This window comes from Nonomuraea sp. NPDC049504, from assembly GCF_040676845.1.
Classification (GTDB): Bacteria; Actinomycetota; Actinomycetes; order Streptosporangiales; family Streptosporangiaceae; genus Nonomuraea; species Nonomuraea salmonea.
The window spans coordinates 1-21693 of record NZ_JBFAPT010000006.1; the positions used below are offsets into that span (position 1 = coordinate 1).

A 21693-nucleotide genomic window follows, 5' to 3' on the forward strand; every position below is an offset into this window, starting at 1 on the left:
TGGTCGTTGACTCATCTACCGGAGACCTCTTCTTTTGTCGATCTACGACACCTCAACGCGACCGTCACTCAGATCACTTCCGAAACGCGCCCTAGGGGTTCTCAGGGGTCCGCCGGTACAGGCATGGGCGAGCGGGGGTGTACGGCCTCACGCCCATGCCGTCCGTCTGGCTAGTACGGAATGCCGCTCTCCCGGGCCTTCTGCTCGACGCCCTCCTCGTCGGGCCAGCCGGTGCCCGAGTCGGGCTGATTGTCGTGCGAGCCGAGGAACGGGATCCGCTGCTGCAGCGTGTCACCCACCCTCGTCCTGGCCTTCCCGGCGACCTTCGACGCCTGCGCACCGACGATCCCGGCCACTTCCTGCACCCGGGGGTTGTCGGCGACGCGCTGCGCCGTCTGCTTGATCTGCTCGTAGCGCTCGCGGCCGGCCCGGCTGCCCAACACATAGCCGACCGCCAGACCAACAGCGAATGTCATCCGATAACGCATATTGCACCTCCGCTGTCACGGGCCTACCCCGCTCACGATGCGACACGCACTCCAGGAGTGCGCTAATCTATTCATGCGCACCGCGACGGGGCCCGAAAAGCCCCGACGAAGTGGGCAAACGGTTCGATCCCGCGTAGCTCAACGGCAGAGCAGCCGGCTGTTAACCGGCAGGTTATTGGTTCGAGTCCAATCGCGGGAGCCACAGTGCGGGCCCTCTCACCAGTAGGTGAGGGGGCCTTCGTCGTGTCTGGTGTCCGCTTGTGGTGGGCGGGTGCGCCTGAAGATCGGTTCTGGTGTCTTCAGCGGGGCTTCAGGTGTGGTGGGCGAGCCTCGGAGCGTCACAACGCCTCGGGGAGGGAGACCCCATGTTGACGCGACGTCTCGCGATCGTCGTCACCGCCGCCGCGCTCGGGCTCGGGGGGATGGCCACGTCGGCGCTGGCCGATGACGGGCCGGTCCGGGTGATCGGTGAGCGGGTCATGGACGGTGACCGCATCCTGCGCGGCGGGAAGCTGACGTGCTGGACGCGTGACGGCAGGAAGGTGCGGTTCTCTGACCGTGCCGTGGACGAGCTGGTCGAGGTCGGTGACGTCGGTCCCGTCCGGGTCGTCGAGCCGGTGCAGGCGGGTGGCGACGGCGAGGTGGTGGTCGTGCCGGAGGAGCGGCTGTCCATCGCCGTTCCGGCGCGAAAGCTGCCGAGGAAGGTCGTGGGGAAGCGGTGGCGGCAAACGGGGCTGATCCATCTCACCTGCGTGTGGGAGGGAATGCCGCGCCGGTGACGGCCCCTGGTCTGCGGAAGCTGCGTCTTATTTCACCTTATGTAGTGAGATGGTGACGGGATTTCGGGAAACGCGGGACAAGGTGTCCGGTGGGGCGGCAGGATGGCGGGGCCGGTCGGTACGGCCGGAGCCGCGGGCAGGAGTCGCGGAGGCGGGGAGAGGGCGCCTCCAGCAGGACGTGCCGCCGACCCGGAATCGGTGGGGCGATCCGATGACCGAGAAGTGCTGGTTGCCGCGTGTCTACCTGGATCAGGTCCCTTCGTCCCTTCGACGCGCCCGCCGTACGGACGGTGAACGGGTGCACCATCGACCTCCGCGAGGCGGAGCGCTTCATCAGGCTCTACCACGCCGAGCATCCCTCGGCCGGCGGTCTGCAGGCCAGGCTCCGTGACGTGGCCAGAGACGTGGCCCGTTACGGGACCTACACACACACGTACGAGGAGCTCGAGTTCGGCGCCCGGGTGGCCTGGCGCAACAGCAACCGCTGCATCGGCCGGCTGTACTGGCGCTCGCTCAAGGTGCGCGACCGCCGGGAGGTGAGCACGGCCGAGGGGTTGGCGCTGGAGTGCGTGGCGCACCTGCGCGCGGCCACCGGCTCCGGCGCGGGTGCGCAGGCCCCTGCGGGGAAGATCAGGCCGACCATCACCGTGTTGCCGCCTGACACGCCCGCGCTGCGCGGGCCGCGGATACTCAACGACCAGCTCATCCGGTACGCCGGTTACCGGACCAGGGACGGCGTCGTCGGTGACCCGGCGAACGTGGCGCTCACCGAGGCCGCGCAGGCGCTGGGCTGGCAGGGCAGGGGCGGCAAGTTCGACGTGCTGCCGCTGATCATCCATCCGGGCCGGGGCAGGCCGCTGCTGTGCAACCTGCCGGGTGACGCCGTGCTGGAGGTGCCGCTGACGCATCCCGAGTATCCGTGGTTCGAGGAGCTGGGGCTGCGCTGGCACGCCGTACCGGCCATCTCGAACATGTGCCTGGAGATCGGCGGCCTGTGCTACCCGTGTGCGCCGTTCAACGGCTGGTACATGGGCACCGAGATCGGCGCCCGCAACCTGGCCGACGCGGACAGGTACGACCTGCTCCCCGTGGTGGCCGGGCGGCTCGGCCTGGACACCTCCTCCGAGCGCTCGCTGTGGCGCGACCACGCCATGGTGGAGCTGAACGTGGCGGTGCTGCACTCGTTCGAGCGGGCGGGGGTGACCATGACCGATCATCACACCGAGTCGCGCCGCTTCCTCACCCACCTGGAACGGGAGGAGAAGGCGGGCCGGGTCTGCCCGGCGGACTGGTCGTGGATCGTGCCGCCGATGTCCGGCAGCGCCACCCCGGTCTTCCACCGCTATTACGACACCCGTGTCCTCACCCCCGCCTTCGTCCACCACGACTGAACCTTGCCTTCCGCGCCTAGAACATGGTTCTGTTGGGGGCATGGCGGAACTCGTGCTCTCCACGCTCGACGACCAGGGCGTGCTGACCCTCACCTTCAACCGGCCCGAGACGCTCAACGCGTGGACCGGCGCGCTGGGCCGGCGCTACTTCGACCTGCTGGCGGAGGCGGAGGCGAATCCCGGCGTGCGGGTGGTGGTGGTCACCGGCGCGGGCAAGGGGTTCTGCTCCGGCGCCGACTTCAAGACGCTGAGCGCCATCCAGAGCGGCGCGTACGACGAGGTGCCCGACCCGCGCCCGAACACGTACCCGACGACGGTCCGCAAGCCGATCATCGCGGCCGTCAACGGGGCCTGCGCGGGGCTCGGGATGGTACACGCGCTGGTGTGCGACCTGGTGTTCACCGCCGAGGAGGCGAAGTGGACGACGGCGTTCGCGCGCCGGGGGCTGGTCGCCGAGTACGGGCTGTCGTGGGTGCTGCCCCGGGTGATCGGGCAGCAGCGGGCGATGGACATCCTGCTGTCGGGGCGGGTGTTCACCGGCAAGGAGGCGTACGAGCTGGGGCTGGTCAACCGGGCGGTGCCGGGGGAGTCGCTGATGGAGGAGGTGCTGGCGTACGCGAGGGAGCTGGCGGTGCACAGCTCCCCGGCGTCGCTGGCGGTGATCAAGCGGCAGGTCTGGCACGACTGGGAGGCCACCCTCGACGACGCGGCCAAGACGGCCACGCACGAGATGATGGCCTCGTTCGGGCGGCCCGACTTCGCGGAGGGCGTCGCCAGTTTCCTGGAGCGCCGCCCCCCGAACTTCCCGCCGCTCTGAAAGCCGCCCTGAAAGCCGCCCTGAAAGCCGCCCTGAAAGCCGCTCCGAAAGCCGCCCCGAAAGCCGCCCTGAAAGCCGCTCCGAAAGCCGCCCCGAAAGCCGAGCTGAGCGGTCAGGCGATGCGGTGGGCGCCCTGGGCCGGGGTGGCCGGCAGGAAGCGCGGGGCCTGGTAGCCGCGCTCGGCGTAGGCGGCCGACACCGACTCCTGCACGCTCTCCAGCCGCTCGACCGGCACCAGCGCGATGGCCGAGCCGCCGAAGCCGCCGCCGGTCATCCGCGCCCCGCGCGCCCCGCCCTTGAGCGCGGCCTCGACGGCGACGTCTAGCTCGGGCGACGACACCTCGTACAGGTCCCTGAGCGACAGGTGCGAGGCGTTGAGCAGGGCGCCGATCTCCGTGACGGCGCCCGCCCGCAGCAGGCCGACGAGGGCCTCGACGCGGTGGTTCTCGGTGACGACGTGCTCGGTGCGCTTGCGCTCGTCGCCCTGCAGCTGAGCCAGCGCGCCGGCCAGGTCGGTGACGTCGCGCAGGGCGGGCACGCCGAGCTTGCGCGCCGCCGACTCGCACTCGGCGCGGCGCTTGGCGTATTCGCCGCCGGCGTGCTCGTGGTGCACCTGCGTGTCGATGATGAGCAGGCTCAGGCCGTGGGCGGCCAGGTCGAACGGGATGGAACGGGAGCCGAGCGAGCGGCAGTCGAGGAACAGGGCGTGCCCCTCCTCGCACAGGGCGGAGGCGGCCTGGTCCATGATGCCGCAGGGCATGCCGACGAAGTCGTTCTCGGCCTTCTGGCTGAGCAGGGCCAGCTCCATGGGCGTCATGCCGAGGCCGTGCACGTCGTTGAGCGCGGAGGCGACGGCCACCTCCAGGGCGGCGCTGGAGCTCAGCCCGGCGCCCTGCGGCACGTCGCCGTCGATGGCGATGTCGGCGCCGGCGACGCGGTCGCCGAGCATGGCGAGGACGCCGACGACGTAGCGGGTCCAGCCGCGCGACTCCTCGCGGGTCTCCATGACGACGGGCTCGCCGTCGGCGGACTGGAGGGACAGCAGGCGGACGACGCCGTCGGCGCGCGGGGTGAGCGCCGCCGTGAGGCCCCACGGCACGGCGAAGGGGAGCACGAAGCCGTCGTTGTAGTCGGTGTGCTCGCCGATCAGGTTGACGCGCCCCGGCGCACGCCAGACGGTCTGCGGGGACGCGCCGAAGGCGGCACGAAAAGCTTCAACAACGCGCATGATCCAACACTCCTCAACAAGGACCCGTCCGTAGACTAGCGCCATGGAGGAGTTCCTGGATCCAGCGCTCGGCCAGGTCCGGGTCTTCCTGCGGCACGACGACAACAAGCCGCGCAAGCTGAAGTACAACCTGGGGCACGCGCGGGTGCTGACGTTCGGGGGCGCGTACTCCAACCACATCAGGGCGGTGGCCGAGGCAGGGGCGCGCCACGGCATCGAGACGATCGGCGTCATCAGGGGCGAGGAGCACCTGCCGCTCAACCCCGTGCTGGCCCGCGCCGCCGCCTGCGGCATGACGCTGACGTACCTCGACCGCGCGGCCTACCGGCGCAAGGACACCGAGGAGGTGCTGGCGGGGCTGCGCGCGCGGTGGGGCGAGGACGTCGCGATCCTGCCCGAGGGCGGCAGCAACGCGGCGGCCGTACGCGGGTGCGCGGAGCTGCCGGGCGAGATCGAGGACGACTACGACGTCATCTGCTGCCCGGTCGGCACCGGCGGCACCCTGGCGGGCATCGCGGCCGGGCTGCCCGAGGGGCGGCGGGCGCTGGGCTTCGCGGTGCTCAAGGGCGCGGGGTTCCTGGAGGGCGAGGTGGCCAGGCTGCAGCGGGAGGCGTACGGGCGTGTCTCGGGCAACTGGTCGATCGACCTCGGCCACCACTTCGGCGGCTACGCCCGCACCACGCCCGAGCTGGAGGCGTTCGCCGCCCGCCACGGCTTCGAGCGGATCTACGTGGCCAAGATGATGTACGGCATCCTCGCCCTCGCCCGCCAGGGCGCCTTCGCCCCCGGCACCCGCGTCGTCGCGGTGATCACCGGTCAGCCCTCCACGCCGGTCGAGGTGTGCGGCGCGCCCACCGGCTTCGACTCGGGCGAGCCGCGCTGGCGCAGATAGATCGACAGCACCACCATCGACAGCACGGCCAGCAGCTCCGACTGCCAGTTCTGCAGGCTGCGGTCCCAGAACTCGCCCGAGGTGACGTACGAGCCGTACGAGACCGGGTCACGCAGGTCGCCCAGCCGCTCGGCGTTGTAGGCCGCCTGCCCGGCCACCGACTGCGCCAGCCACGACAGCAGGAAGATCAGCCCCATCACCAGCCCGAGCGAGTTGCTGAACAGCCACAGGCGCAGCCCTTTCGCCCTGGCCCAGCGCGGGGAGTCCGGATCCGCGTGACGGCCGACGCGCTGGTCCTCGTCGGATTCGGCGCCCGCCCTGTCCAGCTCCTTCGACTCGGGCGAGCCCTTCTGTACCAGCCACACGGTGAGCATGATGAACAGGAAGAACTGCAGGTACTCCGACTGCCAGTTCTCGGCCACGTCCACGGCGTAGGACGAGGAGGCCACGTACGACAGCAGCGACACCGGCTCGCCGCCCTGGGCCACCTGCTCGTCGTTGTAGTGGAACATGCCCGCCACCGCCTGCCCCGCCACCGCCAGCAGGAACAGCACGAGGAACGTCAGGGCCAGCGAGTTCTCCTTGATCCACTTCACAGTCTCGACCACCCCAGGACGAAGAACCAGGCCAGGCCGGCCACGATCAGCAGCAGGGTCAGCGTGAACATCGTGCGCATCAGCCGTCCACCTCACAGTCGTACGGCAGGTCGCCGGCCGGTTCGCAGCCCGCGGCCTTGACCCGCCAGCCGTCCGCGTAGCGGTGCAGGAAGAGCGTGTCGCCGCGCAGCCGTACCTGGGCCTCCTCGCCCCACACGCTCACCCCGGTGACGGCGCCGCCGGGGCCGAGCCGCAGCTCGCGCAGGGCGGTGGCGCAGCTCTGGCCGGGGTCGGGCAGCCTGTCCGCGGTCTGTCCGGCGAGCAGGGCGCACGCGGCCTCCTCCTGGTGGGCGGAGAGCGCGGCGTGGAACCGTTCGGCGGTACGCGCCGGGGCCGCCGTGTCCACGGCGCAGCCGGTCAGCCCGATGGCCAACGCCAGCACGATCACCATTCTCATGGCGTGCCGCTACCCACAGGAGGATCACGCATGCGGAGGGTCAGCTCAGCTGGTCGAGCACCGGGGCGACGAGGGCGTTGAGCTCGCGGGCCAGCACGGTCACCGCGCGGTGGGCGCGCCGCTCGACGTCGTCGTGCGGGCCCTCCGGCTCGGGCGGCAGGTCGTCGAGCGGCAGCGGCGCCTCGACCAGCAGGGACGCGCGCAGGAAGGGCACCCGGGCGAGGTCCTGCTGGCTGGGCTCGACGTACTGGCCGAAGGTCTCCTGCCAGTCCGTCCAGCCGCGGTCGCGCCACCAGGCGCGGGAGCGGCGCAGCTCGTCGGGCAGCGGGGAGACGATGCGGACGCGGGCGTAGAGTGTGCCGTCCCAGGTGTTGCGGTGGCAGGTGGCCTCGAGGACACGGCGGTCCCAGCGGACGTAGCCGGGCGTCAGGGACGGCGGCGTGGCCAGTTCCCACGCCGTGCAGGCGAACCGTACGGGCGCGATGTCCCCCCACTCGAAGCCGTCGAGGTTCTTCCGCACGTGTACGGCATAGCGCCCATCACGGTCTCTGTCGAACTCCTGATCGATCCAGAACGCTCTGCCCATGAGCACTACGCTACGGCGCTCCCCGCCCTCCTCGCGGGCGGACCTGAGATCTCGAATCGCCGTGTGACGCCGGTGACACATGTGTAGCTTTTTCACATTGTCCGATGACCTTGGAGTGAGTATGGCGTCAGAGCAGCTGGATGCGGCCATGAGCCACTGGAGAGCCGGAGATCTCGACCAGGCCGCCGTGCTGTTCAGGCAGATCGCGGCGACGGGGGATCCGGAGGCGTCCCATCTGCTGGCCGGTTTGCTGCAGGAGCAGGGGGATTTGGACGGCGCCGAGGCTGCGCACCGCTCGGTGATCCAGTCAGGGGACCCGGTGTTCGGGCAGCGTTCCGCGATGGCGATGGGGATGATGCTCGTCAACGCCAAGGAGTGGGCGGCGGCGCACCGCGTGCTGATGATCGCCTCCGACGGCGCCGACTTCGAGGTGGCGGCGCTCGCCGACACGGCCCTGGTGCTGGTGTGCACGCAGCTCGGCGACGCGCCGGGCGCGCAGGAGGCGCTGGAGCGGGCCCGCAGGTGTGACAGCCCCGCCGTGGCCGAGCTGGCCGCCCGGCTGGAACTGCCCGAGATCCCGGTCGCGCAGGCGCCGCCGCACGAGCTGTACGCCGCCGCCGAGGACGAGGACGACTATCGTGCCCTGCTGACCTGCGGCGACCCCGGGGTGGTGTCGCTGGCCGCGTTCCAGCTCTATCGGATCTACGCCGACGCGGGCGACTTCGACCAGGCCCGCGCCGTGTGCGAGCACGCCATCGCCGTCGGCCACCCCGACCACCTCGCCATGGCGCACAACCTGCTCGGCGCGGTGCTGGTCGACCTCGGCGAGTACGCCGAATCGGCCGCCGCCTACCGCGTCGCCGCCGAGCACCCCGACCCCGACGTCCGGCTGCCCTCGCTCATCGAGCTGGCCAAGGTCACCGCGCAGCTCGGCGACGACAAGGAGACCAGGGCGATCTTCCAGCGGGTGATCGCCAGCGGCCACCGCGAGCACGCCATGCAGGCCCAGGCGTGCCTGGCCCAGCTGCACACCGAGGCGGGGGAGAGCGACGCCGCGCTGGCCGCGATCAGGACCGTGCTGGAGGCGGGCGACGGCGAGTGGTCCTCGGTCTGCGTCACGCTGCTCGGCATGCTGCTCGAACAGCAGCCCGAGGTGCACGACGAGGCCATGGAGCTGGCCCTGCTGGCGGCCGGGCACGCCGACCCCGACACCGCGTTCAAGGCCACGCTGCTGCTGGAGCACGACGCCAGGCGGCAGCCGCCCGCCGACCCGGTGACCGAGCAGGCGCTCAACGACGTCGACGACGGCCTCGCGCGGCTGCGCGACGGCGACCTCGCCGGGGCCCGGCTGCTGCTGCGCAGGGCCGCCGACTCCGGCGTGCCCGTCCAGGCGCCGCGCGCCATGCTCGCGCTGGCCTGCGTCGAGCTGCGCGACGGCGACCCCGAGCAGGCCGACGAGCTGCTGACGTACGTGGCCGAGGGCGACGACGTGCCGCAGGGCTTCCAGGCGGCGGTGCTGCTCGAACTGCTGCGCGCGCCGGGTGACGAGCCGCATCCCGTGCTGGGCGCCCTGCTCGACCATCACTGGCTGGGCAGGGAGGAGGGCCTGCGCGCCTACCGGGCCGCCACCGAGCACCTCGACCCGGCCGTCGCGGCGCTCGGCACCGCCGTGTTCGCGCACGTGCTGGTCTCCAGCGGGTACGACGCCTCCGACGCGGCCGAGCTGTTCCTGTCGGCGGCCGGCGGCGGCGACCCGCTGGCGCTGTCGTACGCGGCCGTGCTCGGCAAGGAGGTGCTGAGCGACCGGCGGCAGGCCACCGAGCTGCTGGAACGTGCACTCGCCGAGGGGCATCCCGCGCTGGCCCCCTGGGTGGGCGCCACGCTCGGCGCGGTCGTGGCCGACGACGATCCCGGATCGGCGCGGGCGGCGTACGAGAAGGTGCTCGCGGGGCCGCACCGCGGGCTGCGCGTCGAGGCGGCGCTCGCGCTGACCGAGATCTACGAGCGGCAGGGCGACCTGCTCGCCGCCTGCCGGCTGCACGAGCGGATGGTCGCCGAGGGCACGCCAGAGCACGCAGTGCTGCCGCTGGCCGTCACCCGGCTCGGGCTGGACGACCTGGCGGGCGCGCGGGCCGCGCTGGAGCACGGGACCGACCCGCTCAGCGCGTTCGGGCGGCTGGTGCTCGACCGGGACTTCGACGCCGCGGCCCGCGCGATGCCCGAGGGCGAGGCGTGGTCCGTGGTGACCCGGCTGGCCATCAGGTGCGCGAACGCCTGGCAGCACGCCAGGGAGATCGATGCGGCCGACGGCGTCCTGGCGATGGTGGTCGAGTCGGGGCATCCGAAGCTGCGCCGCTACGCCGCCTGCCTGCTCGGCGCGCTGCGCGTCGACGCGCGTGACCCGCGCGGAGCGGTCATGGCGTACCTCGCGGCGCTGGGGGAGGACGACGAGCTCGACCGGCTGGGGCTGCGCGAGGCCGGGGAGCTGCTGCACGGCCTCGGGGAGCACGCCGACGCCGTGGAGGTGCTCTCCCGCCTGCCCGCCGACGACCGCGACGCGGCCCTCCTGCTCGGCCGGTCCCTCGTGGACCTCGGGCGGGTGCCCGAGGCCGTGGAACGGCTGACGGCGGCGTTCGGCGCGGACGGCCGCGTGCTGGTGGCCCAGCACCTGCACGAACGCGGCGACACCCGAGCCGCCCTCGCGACTCTGATCGGGGCGGGGGAGGAGCCCTCCCTGGTCACGGGAGCCTCCCAGGCTCTCGGCCAGGACGGAGAGCCCGGCACCTTCCCGGCCGCCGCTTCCGTAGCGGAGGGGCCGCGGGTGCCGGAGACGGCTGAGGCGGAGCGGTTGCTCGGGGTGCTGCTGGCCGGGACCGGGGAGCTGGAGGCGGCCAAGGCGGCCTTCGAGCGCGCGGCGGCGCTCGACCCGGACTCCGAGCCGGAGACCATGCTGGCCGCCGGGCGCAGCCTGCGGGCGGCGGGGGACGACGACGCGGCGCGGTTCGCGCTGGAGCGGGCCGCCGCCGACGAGGACGGCCTGGACGGCGCGACGGCCCGCCACCTGCTCGGCAGGGCCGCCCCCGACGAGCTGCCGTGGGTGCTGGACGCCGAGGGCGACCGGCCCGGAGCGGAGGCGGCGCTGGCCGAGCTGACCGGTTCGCGGCCGCTCGCGGCGCTGCTGCTCGCGCTGCGGGACGGCGACGTGGCGCGGGTGCCCGACCTGCTGGCCGCGTTCCCCGAGGGCGCCGAGCGCGACGAGGCCGTGACCCATGCCCTGGACGCGGCGGCGGAGCTGGACGACGACAAGGCGGAGGCGCTGCTGCGCGTGCTGGCCGCCGAGGGCGACCCCACGGCCGCGTTCGAGCTCGGCGCGCTGCTCGCCAGGAACGGCGACCACAGCCTGTCCGAGGTGTACCTGCTGCGGGCCACCGAGCACCCGGATACGGCGCCCGTCGCCTGGCACGACATCGCGGTCGTCCGTCACCACCGCGGCGACCTGGACGGCGCGGTCGAGGCCGCCATGGCCGGCCTGCCCGGCACCGGTCAGCTGGCCGCCGAGCTGCTCAGGGAGCGCGGCGAGCCGCGGCGGGCCCGCGAGGTGCTGGCCGAGGCGGCGGCGGGCGGCGACCTGGAGTCCCGCCGCAGGCTGCTCTCCACGCTGGTCCGGGACGAGGACTACGACGCCGTGGAGGCCGAGGCGAGCCTGGCGATGGCGAGCGGCGACCCGGAGACCGTGGGCATGGGCCACTGGGCGTTGGGCGCCTCGCTGGCGCTCAGGGGCCGCAGGGAGGAGGCCGCCGCCGTGTTGGTCCGGGGCGTCGAGGCCGCGCCGGACGGGCAGGCCGCCTCGATGCGGGTGAACCTGGCCGGCGTCCTTGAAGAGCTGGGCGACCGCGAAGGGGCCGAGCGCGAGCTGCGGATCGCCGCCGGCTCAGGTCACGAGGCGGCGGCAGGTAGGGCGGGGATGCGGCTGGGCGTGCTGGCGTACGAGGATGGCGACATCGACGCCGCCGCCCGCGCGTTCGCTCCGGTGCTCGGCACCCCCGTGGACGAGTTCGCCGAGGAGGCGCTGACCGGGCTCGCCCAGGAGGCGAGTGAGCGCGGCGAGCACGCCCTGGCCCTGCGGGTGCTCGCGCTGATGGGCGAGCGCGCCGCCGAGCCGGCCCGCGCGCTGGGCGGCCGGTGCGGCGACCCGGACGCGGTGCCCGGCTACTTCGCGCTGGCGGGGACGGGCCCGTACGCGGAGCTGGAGGCGGCCCAGCGGCTGGCCGAGCTGGGGGAGACGGGCCGGGCGCGGGAGACGTACGAGCGGCTGAGCAGGGACGAGGACCCCGACGTGCGGTTCCTCGCGGACGGCCGGCTGCTGGAGCTGCTGGACGCCGATGGCGACGCCGAGGCCGTCTACTCCCTGGCCGCGCGGCAGGCGGGCGACGCGGACAGCCCGGCGCGCGGCGTGTTCGGCGGGCTGCTCGGCATCCTGCAGGAGCAGCAGGGCGACATCGAGGCGTCGCTGCGCACGCTGGAGGACGCGGCGCGGGACGGCGATCTGACCGCGCTGACCCTGTACGCGCAGACGCTCGTGGAGTCGGGCCAGGTGGACGCGGGCCGGCAGGTCTACCTCCAGGTCATGGAGGCCGGTGACGCCGACCTGGCGGTCCGGGCGATGCTCGCGCTCGGGCAGACGTACCACGACGAGGACGCGCTGCGGGCACGCGCCTGGTACCGCAGGGCGGTCGAGGAGGGCCAGGGGCACAACAGCGCGCTGGGCGCCATGTTCCTGGGCGCGCTGGCCAAGCGCGAGCGCGACTATCCCGAGGCGCTGAACTGGTACCAGCGGGTGATCGACTCGGGCGATCCCGAGTCGGGGCTGGCCGCTGCGCACCTGGGCGAGCTGTGCTACTGGCTGGGCGACCGCGACGGCGCGCTCCGCTTCTACGAGCTGACGCTGGGGCTGAGCGAGCAGGACGAGCTGGTCGCCGAGGCCGCCTGCCGCATGGGCGAGATCCGGTTCGAGCGCGGCGACCTGGAGCTGGCCCGCCGCCTGCTGGTCAGGGTGGTCGAGACCGGCGACCCGTCGTTCGCTCCTGAGGCGGAGGCGCTGCTGAGCAAGCTCGCTTGAGAGTTGCCGACAATCAAATGACCGGATAGCCTCATTTGGTCAAACAAATGAGGTGATTTCGGCATGGCCAGGACAGGACGGCCACCGCAGGATCCCGCGCGCCGGCTCGAACGGGCGCACCGGATCCTCGACGCCGCCACGGAGCTGATCCTGCGGTGGGGCTACGACAAGACCACGATCGACGACGTCGCCCAGCGCGCCGGCGTCGCCAAAGGCACCATCTACCTGCACTGGAAGACCCGCGACGAGTTGTTCACCGCCCTGCTGCGGCGCGAGCGGGTGCGCCTGGTCGCCGAGGTGCGCGAGCGGGAGCCGGCCGCGCCGGGCGAGCTGTTCGGCCTGTTCGCGCTGGCGCTGCTGGGCCGGCCGCTGATGCGGGCCGTGCTCAGCGGCGACTCCGAGGTGCTCGGCAAGCTCACCCGCCGCAAGCACGACAGCGGGCCGCGGCTGCCGCCCGGCGGACCGCTCGACGCGTACGCGGAGGAGCTGGCCGAGATCGGCGCCATCGACGGCGACCCGCGTGAGCAGGTGGTCGTCATCACCTCGATCGTCTACGGTTTCCTGTTCCTGCCGGGCGTCAAGCCGCCGGACGAGCGGATCGCCGAACTGGTCACCACCGCCATCGAGCGGACGCTGAGCCCCGGCGGGCCACTGCCGCCCGGCGGCGAGCAGGCCGTCGCGCGCGCCACCCGCCGCTTTCTCGACGCCATGACCGAGGCCGCCCAGCAGAAGCTGGCGCTCTCCCTGGAGGTATGACGTGCGTGCCGTGCTCCCCCTCGACGACCCCGCCGCCGACCTCGCCACCGCCGGGGGCAAGGGCGCGTCCCTGGCCCGGCTGAGCAGGGCCGGGCTGCCCGTGCCGCGCGGGTTCCACATCACCACCGACGCCTACCGGGCCTTCGTCGCCGGGTTCCGCGACGAGATCCTCTCGGCCGGCGACCCGGACGCGATCCCCGCGCTGTTCGCCGCCCACGACGTGCCGGACGAGCTGGCCGGACAGATCCTGCGCGCCTACGCCGGCCTCGGCGACGACGTGCCCGTCGCCGTGCGCTCGTCCGCCACCGCCGAGGACCTGCCCGGCATGTCGTTCGCCGGCCAGCAGGACAGCTACCTCAACGTCAGGGGCCAGGACCTGCTCGACGCCGTACGGCGGTGCTGGGCCTCGTTATGGAACCCCCGCGCCATCGCCTACCGCGACCGGTACGGCGTGCCGCACGACGACGTGGCGCTGGCCGTGGTCGTCCAGGAGCTGGTGGACGCCGACGCGGCCGGCGTGCTGTTCACCGCCGACCCGGTCACCGGCGACCGCGAGGCGACCGTGATCAACGCCTCGTGGGGGCTGGGCGAGGCCGTCGTCGGCGGGCAGGTCACGCCCGACGTGATCACGGTGCGCGGCGGCCGGGTGGCGGAGTCGCGTACCGGTGACAAGAAGGTCATGACCGTGCGGACCGCCACCGGCACCGAGGAGCGCCCGGTGCCCGAGCCGCGGCGCGAGGCGCCCGTGCTCGACGACGCCGAGGCCGTGACGCTGGCCGGGCTCGGCGCCCGCATCCAGGCCCTGTACGGCGTCCCCATGGACGTCGAGTGGGCCAGGCGCGACGGCGCGTTCGCGATCGTCCAGGCCCGGCCCATCACCGGCCTCACCACGCCCCTGGAGGAGTGGAACGACAGCCTCAAGGGCGATCATCTGTGGACCGGCGGCAACCTGGGCGAGGCCATCCCCGACGTGATGACCCCCATCACCTGGTCGTACGTCCGGCTGTTCATCGCCGAGGCCATGTCGGCCAGCACCCTGCCCGGCTTCGACCTCGTCGGCAACATCGGCGGCCGGTTCTACATGAACCTCAGCGTCGTCCACGCCGTCGCCGCGGCCATCGGCGTGAAGAGCCTGCTCGGCGCGGTCGAGCAGGTCTTCGGCAAGCTGCCGCCCGGCCTGGAGGTGCCGCTGGTCGGCCTGTCACGGTGGCAGATCGTCAAGCGGGTGCTGCCGGTGGCCGTGGGTATCAGGCTCAGGGTCCGCCGCAACCTGCGGGGCATGCCCGCGTTCCTCGCCGCCTCGCCCGCGCGGTGCGAGGAACTGCGCGGCCGCGTCGCCGCCGCCGCGACCGCCGCCGAGCTGGCCGAGCTGTGGGAACGCGAGCTGCGCCCGCACGCGGTCACCGCCTTCCAGATGCTGGAGGCCGCCGGGCGGCAGGGCGGCGCCACCCTCGTCATGACCCGGCACCGCCTCTACAAGCTCGTGGGCGAGATCGACGCCGAGGCCATGCTGACCGGCGTCAACGCCGACGGCGAGCTGGCCAGCATGGGCCTGCTCACCGGCCTGTCCAGGCTGGCCGCGGGCGAGATCGGCAGGGACGAGTTCGCCCGCGCGTACGGGCATCGCGGCCCCCACGAGTTCGAGGTGTCCATCCCGCGGCCCGGCGAGGACCCCGCGTGGATCGACGCCCAGCTCGCCGGCGTGGGCGACCTGCGGGCCGGCACCGAGCAGCTCCTCGAACGCCAGCGCGCCGCCAGGGACGAGGCGTGGGCCCGCTTCGCCCGGCGCCACCCCCGCAAGGAGGCCGCGATGCGGGCGCGGGTGCGGCGGTGGAACGCCGTCGTCCGCGACCGGGAGGCCGCCCGGTCGGAGTCGGTCCGCGCGTTCTGGGTGCTGCGCGCCTTCGCCGTACGGGCGGGGGAGCTGACCGGCGCCGGCGACGACGCCTTCTTCCTCCACCTCGACGAGCTGCTGCGCCTCCTGCGCGGCGACCGGTCCGTCCTGGAGAAGGTGCCGGCCCGGCGGGCCACTTATGAGCGGTACGCCGCCCTGCCGCCCTACCCGGTGCTGATCGTCGGCGCCTTCGACCCCGTACGCTGGGCCGCCGACCCCGCCCGCCGCGCCGACCTCTACGACGCGCGCGGCCCCGCCGCCCCCGTGAGCGACACCGTCACCGGCTTCCCCGGCGCGCCCGGCGTGGTCGAGGGCGTCGCCCGCGTGCTCGCCGGCCCCGAGGACGGCGACCGGCTCAAGCCCGGCGAGATCCTCGTCACCACGCTCACCAACGTCGGCTGGACCCCGATGTTCCCCCGCGCCGCCGCCGTGGTCACCGACATGGGCGCGCCCCTGTCGCACGCCTCCATCGTGGCCCGCGAGCTCGGCATCCCCGCCGTCGTCGGCACCGGCAACGCGACCATGCGCCTGCGCGACGGCGACCGCATCAGGGTGGACGGCGAACGCGGCACCGTCGAGCTGCTGGAGTGAAAGTCCCCGTCAAGTCGCTCGCACCGGCGCCCGGAATCTGGTCCCTTGCCTGCTCATGTTCGTTCGTCGTGGTCCGTGGCGAGGACGGTGGCGGCGAGGTAGCCGGGGCCGTCCTTGACGACGTGGGCGAGCATGTCGTTCCTGAAGATCGGGTCGTTGGTGTTGAAGGTGTCCCTGGGCTGCTGGTGGCCGAGATAGGCGGGCGTGGCGAGCACCTGGCTGTTCAGTTTCTCGTCGAACATGATCTCCGTGCACAGGGCTCGCTGGTCCTCGACCATGACCATCACGTGGACGTGCACCGTGCGGCCCGGGTACCAGCCTGGCCAGATGGTGGTGAAGCGGACGATGCCGTCGCGGTCGGTGAGCTGGACGCCGCGCAGGTAGCGGCGCCGGTCGGACGGGGTGAGGTCGGTGAAGACCGTTCCCGGCCTGACCCGGACCTTGTCGCCGCCGGTCAGCACGTCTCGTGACTGCGTCTCCGCGCCGGAGTAGAGGCCGCCCGCGTCGCAGTGCCAGACCTCCACGGCGGCGCCGGGCAGGGGCCGGCAGGTGCCGCCGTCCTGGACCTTGAGCGCCAGCCGCAGCCGTACGCCCTGGCGGTCCTCGCGCAGGTCACTGCGGACGGAGCCGGTCTCGAAGTAGTACGGGCCCTGCTTGGTGCTGGGCGTCAGCCTGCACGTCTGCGCACTGGAGAGCAGCGCCTGAGCCTTGGCGTGCGTGTCGGAGTCGAACGCGGAGGCCGGGACGTCGGCCAGAGTGCCGGCGGCGCGGGGGTCGCCCGCGGTCAGGAGGCCGCCGAGGCCGAGCGAGCCGATGCCGGTGATGAGTCGTCGCCGGCTGACCCGCCGGTCCTGGTGATCGTGTGCCACGGGAAGTTCCTCAAGGTCAGGAGCTACTGTTCGGAATCTCTCACGACGCGGGGCGACTCGCCGGGCACGCCACGCGACCCGTTCCACCGCCTTTGACCTGCGCAAACGCACCGAACACCATCTCCGAGCAGCCACACGCAACCGAAACCCTCTTCGGCGTCGTGGAAGCCGCGGTACTGGACCGGCAGCGCGTGCGCGCCCTTGACGTCACCCCTGGCACGGGCGCACCATCTCCAGCATCGGAGTAGTTGCTTCCTTACTTTTGGTGACGGAGCGTGCCGTCATGGGGCAAGCTGCTGTCACACTCCCCGGCCGGATGGGTGGCGATCACGATGGCAGGCAAGTGGCAGGCGGGCAATCTCCCACCCGAGCTGACCAGCCTGGTCGGCCGCCGCGCCGAGCTCGGCCAGGTGCGTACGGCCTGCCGGCGATCCCGCCTGGTGACGCTGACCGGCGTCGGAGGCGTCGGGAAGTCACGCGTGGCGCTGCGCGCGGCGGCCGAGCTGCGGGCCGAGTTCGGCGGCGGCGCCTGGCTGGTCGACCTGTGCACGCTGCGCGACGGCGGCCTCGTGCCGCACGCGGTCGCCGGAGCGCTGCGGCTGTCCGACCAGACGGCGCGCCCCATGCCCGAGGTGCTGACCGAGCACCTGTCGGGGCGTGAGCTGCTGATCGTCCTCGACGGCTGCGAACATCTCGCGGGCCCCTGCGGCGAGGTCGTGGCCGCGCTGCTCGACGCCGTGCCGGGGCTGCACGTCCTCGCCACCAGCCGCCGCCCGCTGGAGGTCGCGGGCGAGACGCTGGTCGTGATCGAGCCGCTGGTCGTCCCGCCCGCCGGCACGACGGCGCCGGCGGGCGACGCGGTGACGCTGCTCGCCGAGCGGGCCGCCGAGACCGTTCCCGGCTTCGACCTGGGCAAGGAGAGCCAGGAGGCCGTCGTCCGGCTGTGCCGCAGGCTCGAAGGCATCCCGCTCGCGATCGAGCTGGCCGCCGCCCGGCTGCGCACCCTGCCCCTCGGCTACCTCGCCGACCGGCTCGACGATCGCTTCGCCGCGCTCGGCGCCGACCCCGCGGCCCCCGATGACCCGTCGTGGCACCAGGCGCTGCGCACCGCCGTCGGTTGGAGCCACGAGCTGTGCGAGCCCGCGGAGCGGCTGCTGTGGGCGCGGCTGTCGGTGTTCGCGGGTGACTTCGACGCCGAGGCCGCCCGCCAGGTCTGCGCCGACGAGCGGCTGCCGGAGAGCGACGTCGGGCTGCTGCTCGACGCCCTGGCCGAGGACTCCGTGCTGACCTGGCTGCCGACCGGCGCGGGCGAGCGTTACCGCATGCTCGACACGCTGCGCGAGTACGGCGCCCGCCGGCTGCGCGACCTCGGCGAGGAAGAGCGCTTCAAGCAGCGCCACCGCGAGCATTACCTGGCGCTGTCCATCAAGGGCGCCGCCGGCTGGCTCGGGGCCGGCCAGCTCTCCTGGTACGACCGCATGGTGGGCGAGCACGACAACCTCCGCGCCGCCCTTGACGTCGCGCTGTCCGCCGACGACGGCCGTCCCGCTCTTGAGCTGGCCGGCGTCCTGGCCTTCTTCTGGTACGGCTGCGGCCACGCCAAGGAGGGCCGCCACCACCTCCGCCAGGCCCTCGCGCGGGCCCGCCGCCCCGAACCCGCCCTCATCCAGGCGTTGTGGGCCGACGGCCTCCTGGCCGCCTCGCAGGGCGACGCGCAGAGCGCGGAAGAACGAGCCACGCAGATCGCCATGGTCGCCGGCGACCTCCACGCGACCATCCCTCCGGCCCCCGGCGACGTGCCCGCGGCTCCCGCTGAGGAGCCCGCGGCCCATGGCGATCTCTCCGCGGCGCACAGGCGTGCCGCTCCGGCCTCCGCAGGCGGGTTCACCGCCTATGAGCAGGTCGGGCACGTCGAGATCTACGCCGCCGTCTGCGCCAGGGCGCTGCGATCGGCGGTCGGGGTCATCCGAGGTGACCTCGCTCAGGTCCTGGCCGAGTCGGAGCCCGCCTACCAGGACCGGTGGAACGACGAGCCGCCCACCATCGCCGGCCTGCTGGCGCTGCTCTGCCGGGCTCACGCGCTGACCGTGGCCGGGCGGCTCGATGAGGCCGTCACCGTCCTCGACGACCTGCGTGCGCTGTGCGACGGGCGCGGCGAGCAGCTCATGCGCTCCCACGGTGACTTCCTGCGCGGGCAGGCCGAGCTGGGCGGCGGACGGTTGGCCGCCGCCGTCCGCTACGGGCAGGCCGCGTTACGGACCAAGCGGCGGCTGCACGACACGTTCGGCATCGGGCTGACCGTCGACCTGCTGGCGCTGGCGGCCGGCGCGGCCGGTCACTCCCTGCGCGCGGCCCGGCTGCTCGGGCTGGCCCAGCGGGTGTGGAGCAACCACGGGCAGGCGCAGGCCAGCGTGCCCGAGTGGGTGGCGGCGCGGAGGGCGTGCGAGGCGCAGGCCAGGGCCGTCCTCGGCGACAACGCCTACGCGGCGGCGTACCGGACCGGCTATGACAGCGACGTCGACGCGGGCATCGCCTACGCACTCGAACCGGAGGGCGAGGGCCTGCCCAACAGCGGCCCTCACCCCTGACCACAGGTCTCAGCGCTGGTGGGTCGGGCGGATGATCAGCTCGTTGACGTCCACGCCGGGCGGCTGGCCGATGGCGTACGCGATGGCGCCGGCGACCGAGTCCGGGGAGATGGTGTGGGCCCGGTAGGTGCGCATCTTCTCCCGCGCGCCCGGGTCGGTGATGGAGTCGGCCAGCTCGGACTCCACGACGCCGGGCGAGATCGTGGTGACGCGGATGGCGGGGTCCAGCTCCAGGCGCAGGCCCTCGGTGATGGCGCGGGCGGCGTACTTGGTCGCGCAGTAGACCGCGCCCGTCGGCACCACCTCGTACGCGCCGGTCGAGGCGATGGTGACGAAGTGGCCGGCGCCCTGCCGCTGGAAGTGGGGCAGCGCGGCGGCGATCCCGTGCAGCAGGCCGCGCACGTTCACGTCGATCATCCGGTCCCACTCGTCCACCAGCAGCGCATCCAGCCGGGACAGCGGCATCACGCCGGCGTTGTTGACGATCACGTCGAAGCGGCCGTACCGCTGGGCGACCTCGTCGGCGAAGGCGGTGACGTCCTGGCGGTCGGTGACGTCCAGCCGCCGCACGTCGGCAGTGCCGCCGTCCGCCTCGATGGCCTTCGCGACCTCGGCGAGCCGGTCCTCGCGGCGCGCGCCGAGCACCACGATGTGGCCGTCGGCGGCCAGGCGGCGCGCGGTGGCCTCGCCGATGCCGCTGCTCGCGCCGGTGATGAGAACGATCTTGCTCATGCTTCCTCCTTGGTGCCGGCCGGGTGGTCGGCCGGGTAGTCGGCGCTGAGCGTCAGCTCGCGCCAGGCGTCGAAACCGGCCTTGAGCGTGGTGAGCCGGGCGGTGGCGACGTCATAGGCGGCCTTGCCGAGCAGCAGCCGCAGCGGCGGCTCAGGCGACTCGACCGCCGTGATGATCGCCGCGGCGGCCCTGTCGGGGTCGCCCGGCTGGTGGCCGTAGGTGGCCAGGGTGGACGCGCGCCGGGCGCCGGCCGTGTCGTCGTAGTCGGCGATGCGGGTCTCGGACTGCCGCATCGAGGGCCCCGACCAGTTCGTACGGAACCCGCCCGGCTCCACGATCGTGACCTTGATGCCCAGCGGCCCCACCTCGGCCGCGAGCGACTCCGAGAGCCCCTCCACGGCGAACTTGGTGGCGTGGTAGTAGCCGGTCGCCCCGAACGCGGCCAGCCCGCCCAGCGACGAGATGTTCACGACGTGGCCGGTGCGCCGGGCGCGCATGCCGGGCAGGACGGCCTTGGTGACGTCGACCAGGCCGTGCACGTTCGTCTCGAACAATGCTCTGACCTGGTCGTCCTCGCCTTCCTCCAGGGCGGCGAGATAGCCGTACCCGGCGTTGTTGACCAGCACGTCGATGCCGCCGAACTCGGCCTCCGCCGCCTTCACCGCCCGCTCGACCTGGTGCCGGTCGGTGACGTCGAGGGGCAGGGCGAGGGCGCGGCCCGGGTGCGCGGCCACCAGGCCGGCCACCTGCTCGGGCGAGCGGGCGGTGACCACGGCGCGGTGACCGCGGTCGAGCACGGCGGCGGCGAGCGCCCGGCCGAGGCCGGTCGAACAGCCGGTGATGAACCAGACAGGGGTGTGATCGTTGCTCATGACAGGTGATGACTCCGATGATGTGTGATGTCCCGGTGGGCGTGCGTCATCGCATCGCGGGCATGCCGGGATGGCGCGACGGCGGTCGCGCCGATGCGTACGTGGATCAGACGGTCAGGCGGTGAGGCTGCCCAGCAGCGAGAGGCGTTCCTCCGACGGGCTGCCAGGATCGGCCTGGTAGACGACGAGCTGCTGGCCGGGCGCGCTGTTCACGGTCAGCGACTCGTAGTGCAGGATCAGCTCGCCGACCAGCGGATGGTGGAAGCGTTTGGTCTCGTGGGTCTTCTGGCGGATGTCGTGGCGGGCCCACAGCTCGCGGAACGCGGCGCTCTTCAGCGACAGCTCACCGACCAGCTCGACCAGCTCGGGGTCGTCGTAGTCGGTGCCGATGGACGAGCGCAGCCCGCCCACGGTGTTGGCCGCCACCCGGTCCCAGTCGGGGTAGAACGTGCGCGCGTCGGGGTCGAGGAACACCAGCCGCATCAGGTCGTCGCTGTAGGTGTGCCCCGCGAACAGCGCCTCGCCGAGCGTGTTGGCGGCCAGCACGGTCATGCGGCGACCCAGCACCACGGCGGGCGTGTGCGGCCAGGCCGCCATCATGCGCAGCAGGGCGTCGCTCACCCGCTCGGGGCCCTGGGACGATCGGCGGCTCTCGATGGCGGGGTGGGCCAGCCGGTGCAGGTGGGCCGCAGCGTCGTCCTCCAGCTCCAGCGCCCTGGCCAGGGCGTCCACCACCTGAGCGGACGGGTGCCGCTCGCGGCCCTGTTCGAGGCGGACGTAGTAGTCGGTGCTGACCCCGGCCAGCCGCGCCACCTCCTCGCGGCGCAGCCCCGCCACCCGCCGGCGCGCGCCGACCGGCATGCCGAGGTCTTCGGGTTGGAGCAGCTCGCGGCGGGCCCGCAGGAACTGCCCGAGCAGGTTCTCCGTGTCCATGCCCTCCAGGCTAGGCCAGGAACCCGCTGTTCAGGGGCCCTGAGGGTGGGCGGGAAACTCCCACCCTCAAGAGCCTCCTCAGCGCCGGCCCGCGCAACGTCGGGG

Annotated in this window: 17 protein-coding genes and 1 tRNA gene; 9 read left to right on the forward strand and 9 right to left on the reverse strand. The window is 73.1% G+C overall.

Translation table 11 applies throughout. The features are described from left to right. Window positions 1-170 precede the first annotated feature (170 nt). Window positions 171-488, reverse strand: coding sequence for a YtxH domain-containing protein (locus AB0K28_RS13585; RefSeq protein WP_345399452.1), 318 nt, complete (start codon window positions 486-488; stop codon window positions 171-173). A 127-nt stretch (window positions 489-615) separates the two neighbouring features. Here AB0K28_RS13585 and AB0K28_RS13590 point away from each other — a divergent pair. The 4 genes from AB0K28_RS13590 (at window position 616) to AB0K28_RS13605 (ending at window position 3475) form a co-directional block, all read left to right on the forward strand. Beyond that, window positions 616-690: transfer RNA gene (locus AB0K28_RS13590), tRNA-Asn, on the forward strand. A 163-nt stretch (window positions 691-853) separates the two neighbouring features. After that, entirely contained in the window at window positions 854-1267 is a 414-nt protein-coding gene (locus tag AB0K28_RS13595) for a hypothetical protein (RefSeq protein WP_364368962.1), read from the forward strand. A 236-nt stretch (window positions 1268-1503) separates the two neighbouring features. After that, a complete protein-coding gene (locus tag AB0K28_RS13600; protein WP_364368965.1) occupies window positions 1504-2658 on the forward strand; it encodes a nitric oxide synthase oxygenase in 1155 nt (384 codons plus the stop codon). A gap of 40 nt (window positions 2659-2698) precedes the next feature. After that, complete coding sequence (locus AB0K28_RS13605) at window positions 2699-3475, forward strand: enoyl-CoA hydratase-related protein (RefSeq protein WP_364368968.1); 777 nt, start codon at window positions 2699-2701, stop codon at window positions 3473-3475. A 112-nt stretch (window positions 3476-3587) separates the two neighbouring features. Here AB0K28_RS13605 and galK read toward each other — a convergent pair whose 3' ends face one another. Then, the gene (gene galK, locus AB0K28_RS13610) at window positions 3588-4703 is read right to left on the reverse strand and encodes a galactokinase (protein WP_345399465.1); all 1116 of its coding nucleotides are present in this window, start codon (window positions 4701-4703) and stop codon (window positions 3588-3590) included. A 43-nt stretch (window positions 4704-4746) separates the two neighbouring features. On the opposite strand from galK, the gene AB0K28_RS13615 reads away from it, so the two are divergent. Next, window positions 4747-5595, forward strand: coding sequence for a pyridoxal-phosphate dependent enzyme (locus AB0K28_RS13615; RefSeq protein WP_364368971.1), 849 nt, complete (start codon window positions 4747-4749; stop codon window positions 5593-5595). On the opposite strand, the gene AB0K28_RS13620 is transcribed toward AB0K28_RS13615, so the two are convergent. The 3 genes from AB0K28_RS13620 to AB0K28_RS13630 all read right to left on the reverse strand — a co-directional run bounded on the left by AB0K28_RS13620 (window position 5520) and on the right by AB0K28_RS13630 (window position 7234). Further along, window positions 5520-6203: a DUF6766 family protein gene (locus tag AB0K28_RS13620; protein WP_345399471.1), complete on the reverse strand. Its 684-nt coding sequence runs from the start codon at window positions 6201-6203 to the stop codon at window positions 5520-5522. The two genes, AB0K28_RS13615 and AB0K28_RS13620, sit on opposite strands and share 76 nt — an antisense overlap. Before the next feature lie 67 nt (window positions 6204-6270). After that, the gene (locus tag AB0K28_RS13625) at window positions 6271-6648 is read right to left on the reverse strand and encodes a hypothetical protein (protein WP_364368974.1); all 378 of its coding nucleotides are present in this window, start codon (window positions 6646-6648) and stop codon (window positions 6271-6273) included. A gap of 40 nt (window positions 6649-6688) precedes the next feature. Next, window positions 6689-7234 carry a hypothetical protein gene (locus tag AB0K28_RS13630; RefSeq protein ID WP_345409628.1) on the reverse strand — a complete coding sequence of 182 codons (546 nt, stop codon included), beginning with the start codon at window positions 7232-7234 and terminating at the stop codon, window positions 6689-6691. A 148-nt stretch (window positions 7235-7382) separates the two neighbouring features. Here AB0K28_RS13630 and AB0K28_RS13635 point away from each other — a divergent pair, with 148 nt between their 5' ends. The 3 genes from AB0K28_RS13635 (at window position 7383) to AB0K28_RS13645 (ending at window position 15594) form a co-directional block, all read left to right on the forward strand. Beyond that, a complete protein-coding gene (locus AB0K28_RS13635; protein ID WP_364368977.1) occupies window positions 7383-12353 on the forward strand; it encodes a tetratricopeptide repeat protein in 4971 nt (1656 codons plus the stop codon). A 63-nt stretch (window positions 12354-12416) separates the two neighbouring features. Further along, window positions 12417-13109, forward strand: a complete 693-nt coding sequence (locus AB0K28_RS13640) for a helix-turn-helix domain-containing protein (RefSeq protein WP_345399483.1) — start codon at window positions 12417-12419, stop codon at window positions 13107-13109. A 1-nt stretch (window position 13110) separates the two neighbouring features. Beyond that, window positions 13111-15594 (forward strand): PEP/pyruvate-binding domain-containing protein, encoded by a 2484-nt coding sequence (locus AB0K28_RS13645; RefSeq protein WP_364368980.1) that lies wholly within the window; start codon window positions 13111-13113, stop codon window positions 15592-15594. A gap of 53 nt (window positions 15595-15647) precedes the next feature. Here AB0K28_RS13645 and AB0K28_RS13650 read toward each other — a convergent pair whose 3' ends face one another. Further along, window positions 15648-16463 carry a hypothetical protein gene (locus AB0K28_RS13650; protein ID WP_364368983.1) on the reverse strand — a complete coding sequence of 272 codons (816 nt, stop codon included), beginning with the start codon at window positions 16461-16463 and terminating at the stop codon, window positions 15648-15650. 275 nt (window positions 16464-16738) lie between these two features. On the opposite strand from AB0K28_RS13650, the gene AB0K28_RS13655 reads away from it, so the two are divergent. Continuing rightward, window positions 16739-19051 (forward strand): hypothetical protein, encoded by a 2313-nt coding sequence (locus AB0K28_RS13655; protein WP_364368986.1) that lies wholly within the window; start codon window positions 16739-16741, stop codon window positions 19049-19051. Between the two features lie 9 nt (window positions 19052-19060). Here AB0K28_RS13655 and AB0K28_RS13660 read toward each other — a convergent pair whose 3' ends face one another. From AB0K28_RS13660 to AB0K28_RS13670, 3 genes are all read right to left on the reverse strand, one after another. Further along, a complete protein-coding gene (locus AB0K28_RS13660; protein ID WP_345399504.1) occupies window positions 19061-19783 on the reverse strand; it encodes an SDR family oxidoreductase in 723 nt (240 codons plus the stop codon). Then, on the reverse strand, window positions 19780-20655 hold the full coding sequence (locus AB0K28_RS13665) for an oxidoreductase (protein ID WP_345399507.1): 876 nt from the start codon (window positions 20653-20655) through the stop codon (window positions 19780-19782). The genes AB0K28_RS13660 and AB0K28_RS13665 overlap by 4 nt, the downstream gene beginning before the upstream one ends. A 114-nt stretch (window positions 20656-20769) precedes the next feature. Beyond that, complete coding sequence (locus AB0K28_RS13670) at window positions 20770-21588, reverse strand: helix-turn-helix transcriptional regulator (RefSeq protein WP_345399510.1); 819 nt, start codon at window positions 21586-21588, stop codon at window positions 20770-20772. Window positions 21589-21693: the final 105 nt, after the last annotated feature.

Bases quoted from the DNA above. Each gene is read 5' to 3' on its own strand.
- AB0K28_RS13605 (WP_364368968.1), top strand. From the start codon at position 2,699: ATGGCGGAACTCGTGCTCTCCACGCTCGACGACCAGGGCGTGCTGACC.
- AB0K28_RS13665 (WP_345399507.1), bottom strand. From the start codon at position 20,655: ATGAGCAACGATCACACCCCTGTCTGGTTCATCACCGGCTGTTCGACC.
- AB0K28_RS13640 (WP_345399483.1), top strand. From the start codon at position 12,417: ATGGCCAGGACAGGACGGCCACCGCAGGATCCCGCGCGCCGGCTCGAA.
- AB0K28_RS13585 (WP_345399452.1), bottom strand. From the start codon at position 488: ATGCGTTATCGGATGACATTCGCTGTTGGTCTGGCGGTCGGCTATGTG.
- AB0K28_RS13595 (WP_364368962.1), top strand. From the start codon at position 854: ATGTTGACGCGACGTCTCGCGATCGTCGTCACCGCCGCCGCGCTCGGG.
- AB0K28_RS13635 (WP_364368977.1), top strand. From the start codon at position 7,383: ATGAGCCACTGGAGAGCCGGAGATCTCGACCAGGCCGCCGTGCTGTTC.
- galK (WP_345399465.1), bottom strand. From the start codon at position 4,703: ATGCGCGTTGTTGAAGCTTTTCGTGCCGCCTTCGGCGCGTCCCCGCAG.
- AB0K28_RS13630 (WP_345409628.1), bottom strand. From the start codon at position 7,234: ATGGGCAGAGCGTTCTGGATCGATCAGGAGTTCGACAGAGACCGTGAT.
- AB0K28_RS13670 (WP_345399510.1), bottom strand. From the start codon at position 21,588: ATGGACACGGAGAACCTGCTCGGGCAGTTCCTGCGGGCCCGCCGCGAG.
- AB0K28_RS13660 (WP_345399504.1), bottom strand. From the start codon at position 19,783: ATGAGCAAGATCGTTCTCATCACCGGCGCGAGCAGCGGCATCGGCGAG.
- AB0K28_RS13615 (WP_364368971.1), top strand. From the start codon at position 4,747: ATGGAGGAGTTCCTGGATCCAGCGCTCGGCCAGGTCCGGGTCTTCCTG.
- AB0K28_RS13625 (WP_364368974.1), bottom strand. From the start codon at position 6,648: ATGAGAATGGTGATCGTGCTGGCGTTGGCCATCGGGCTGACCGGCTGC.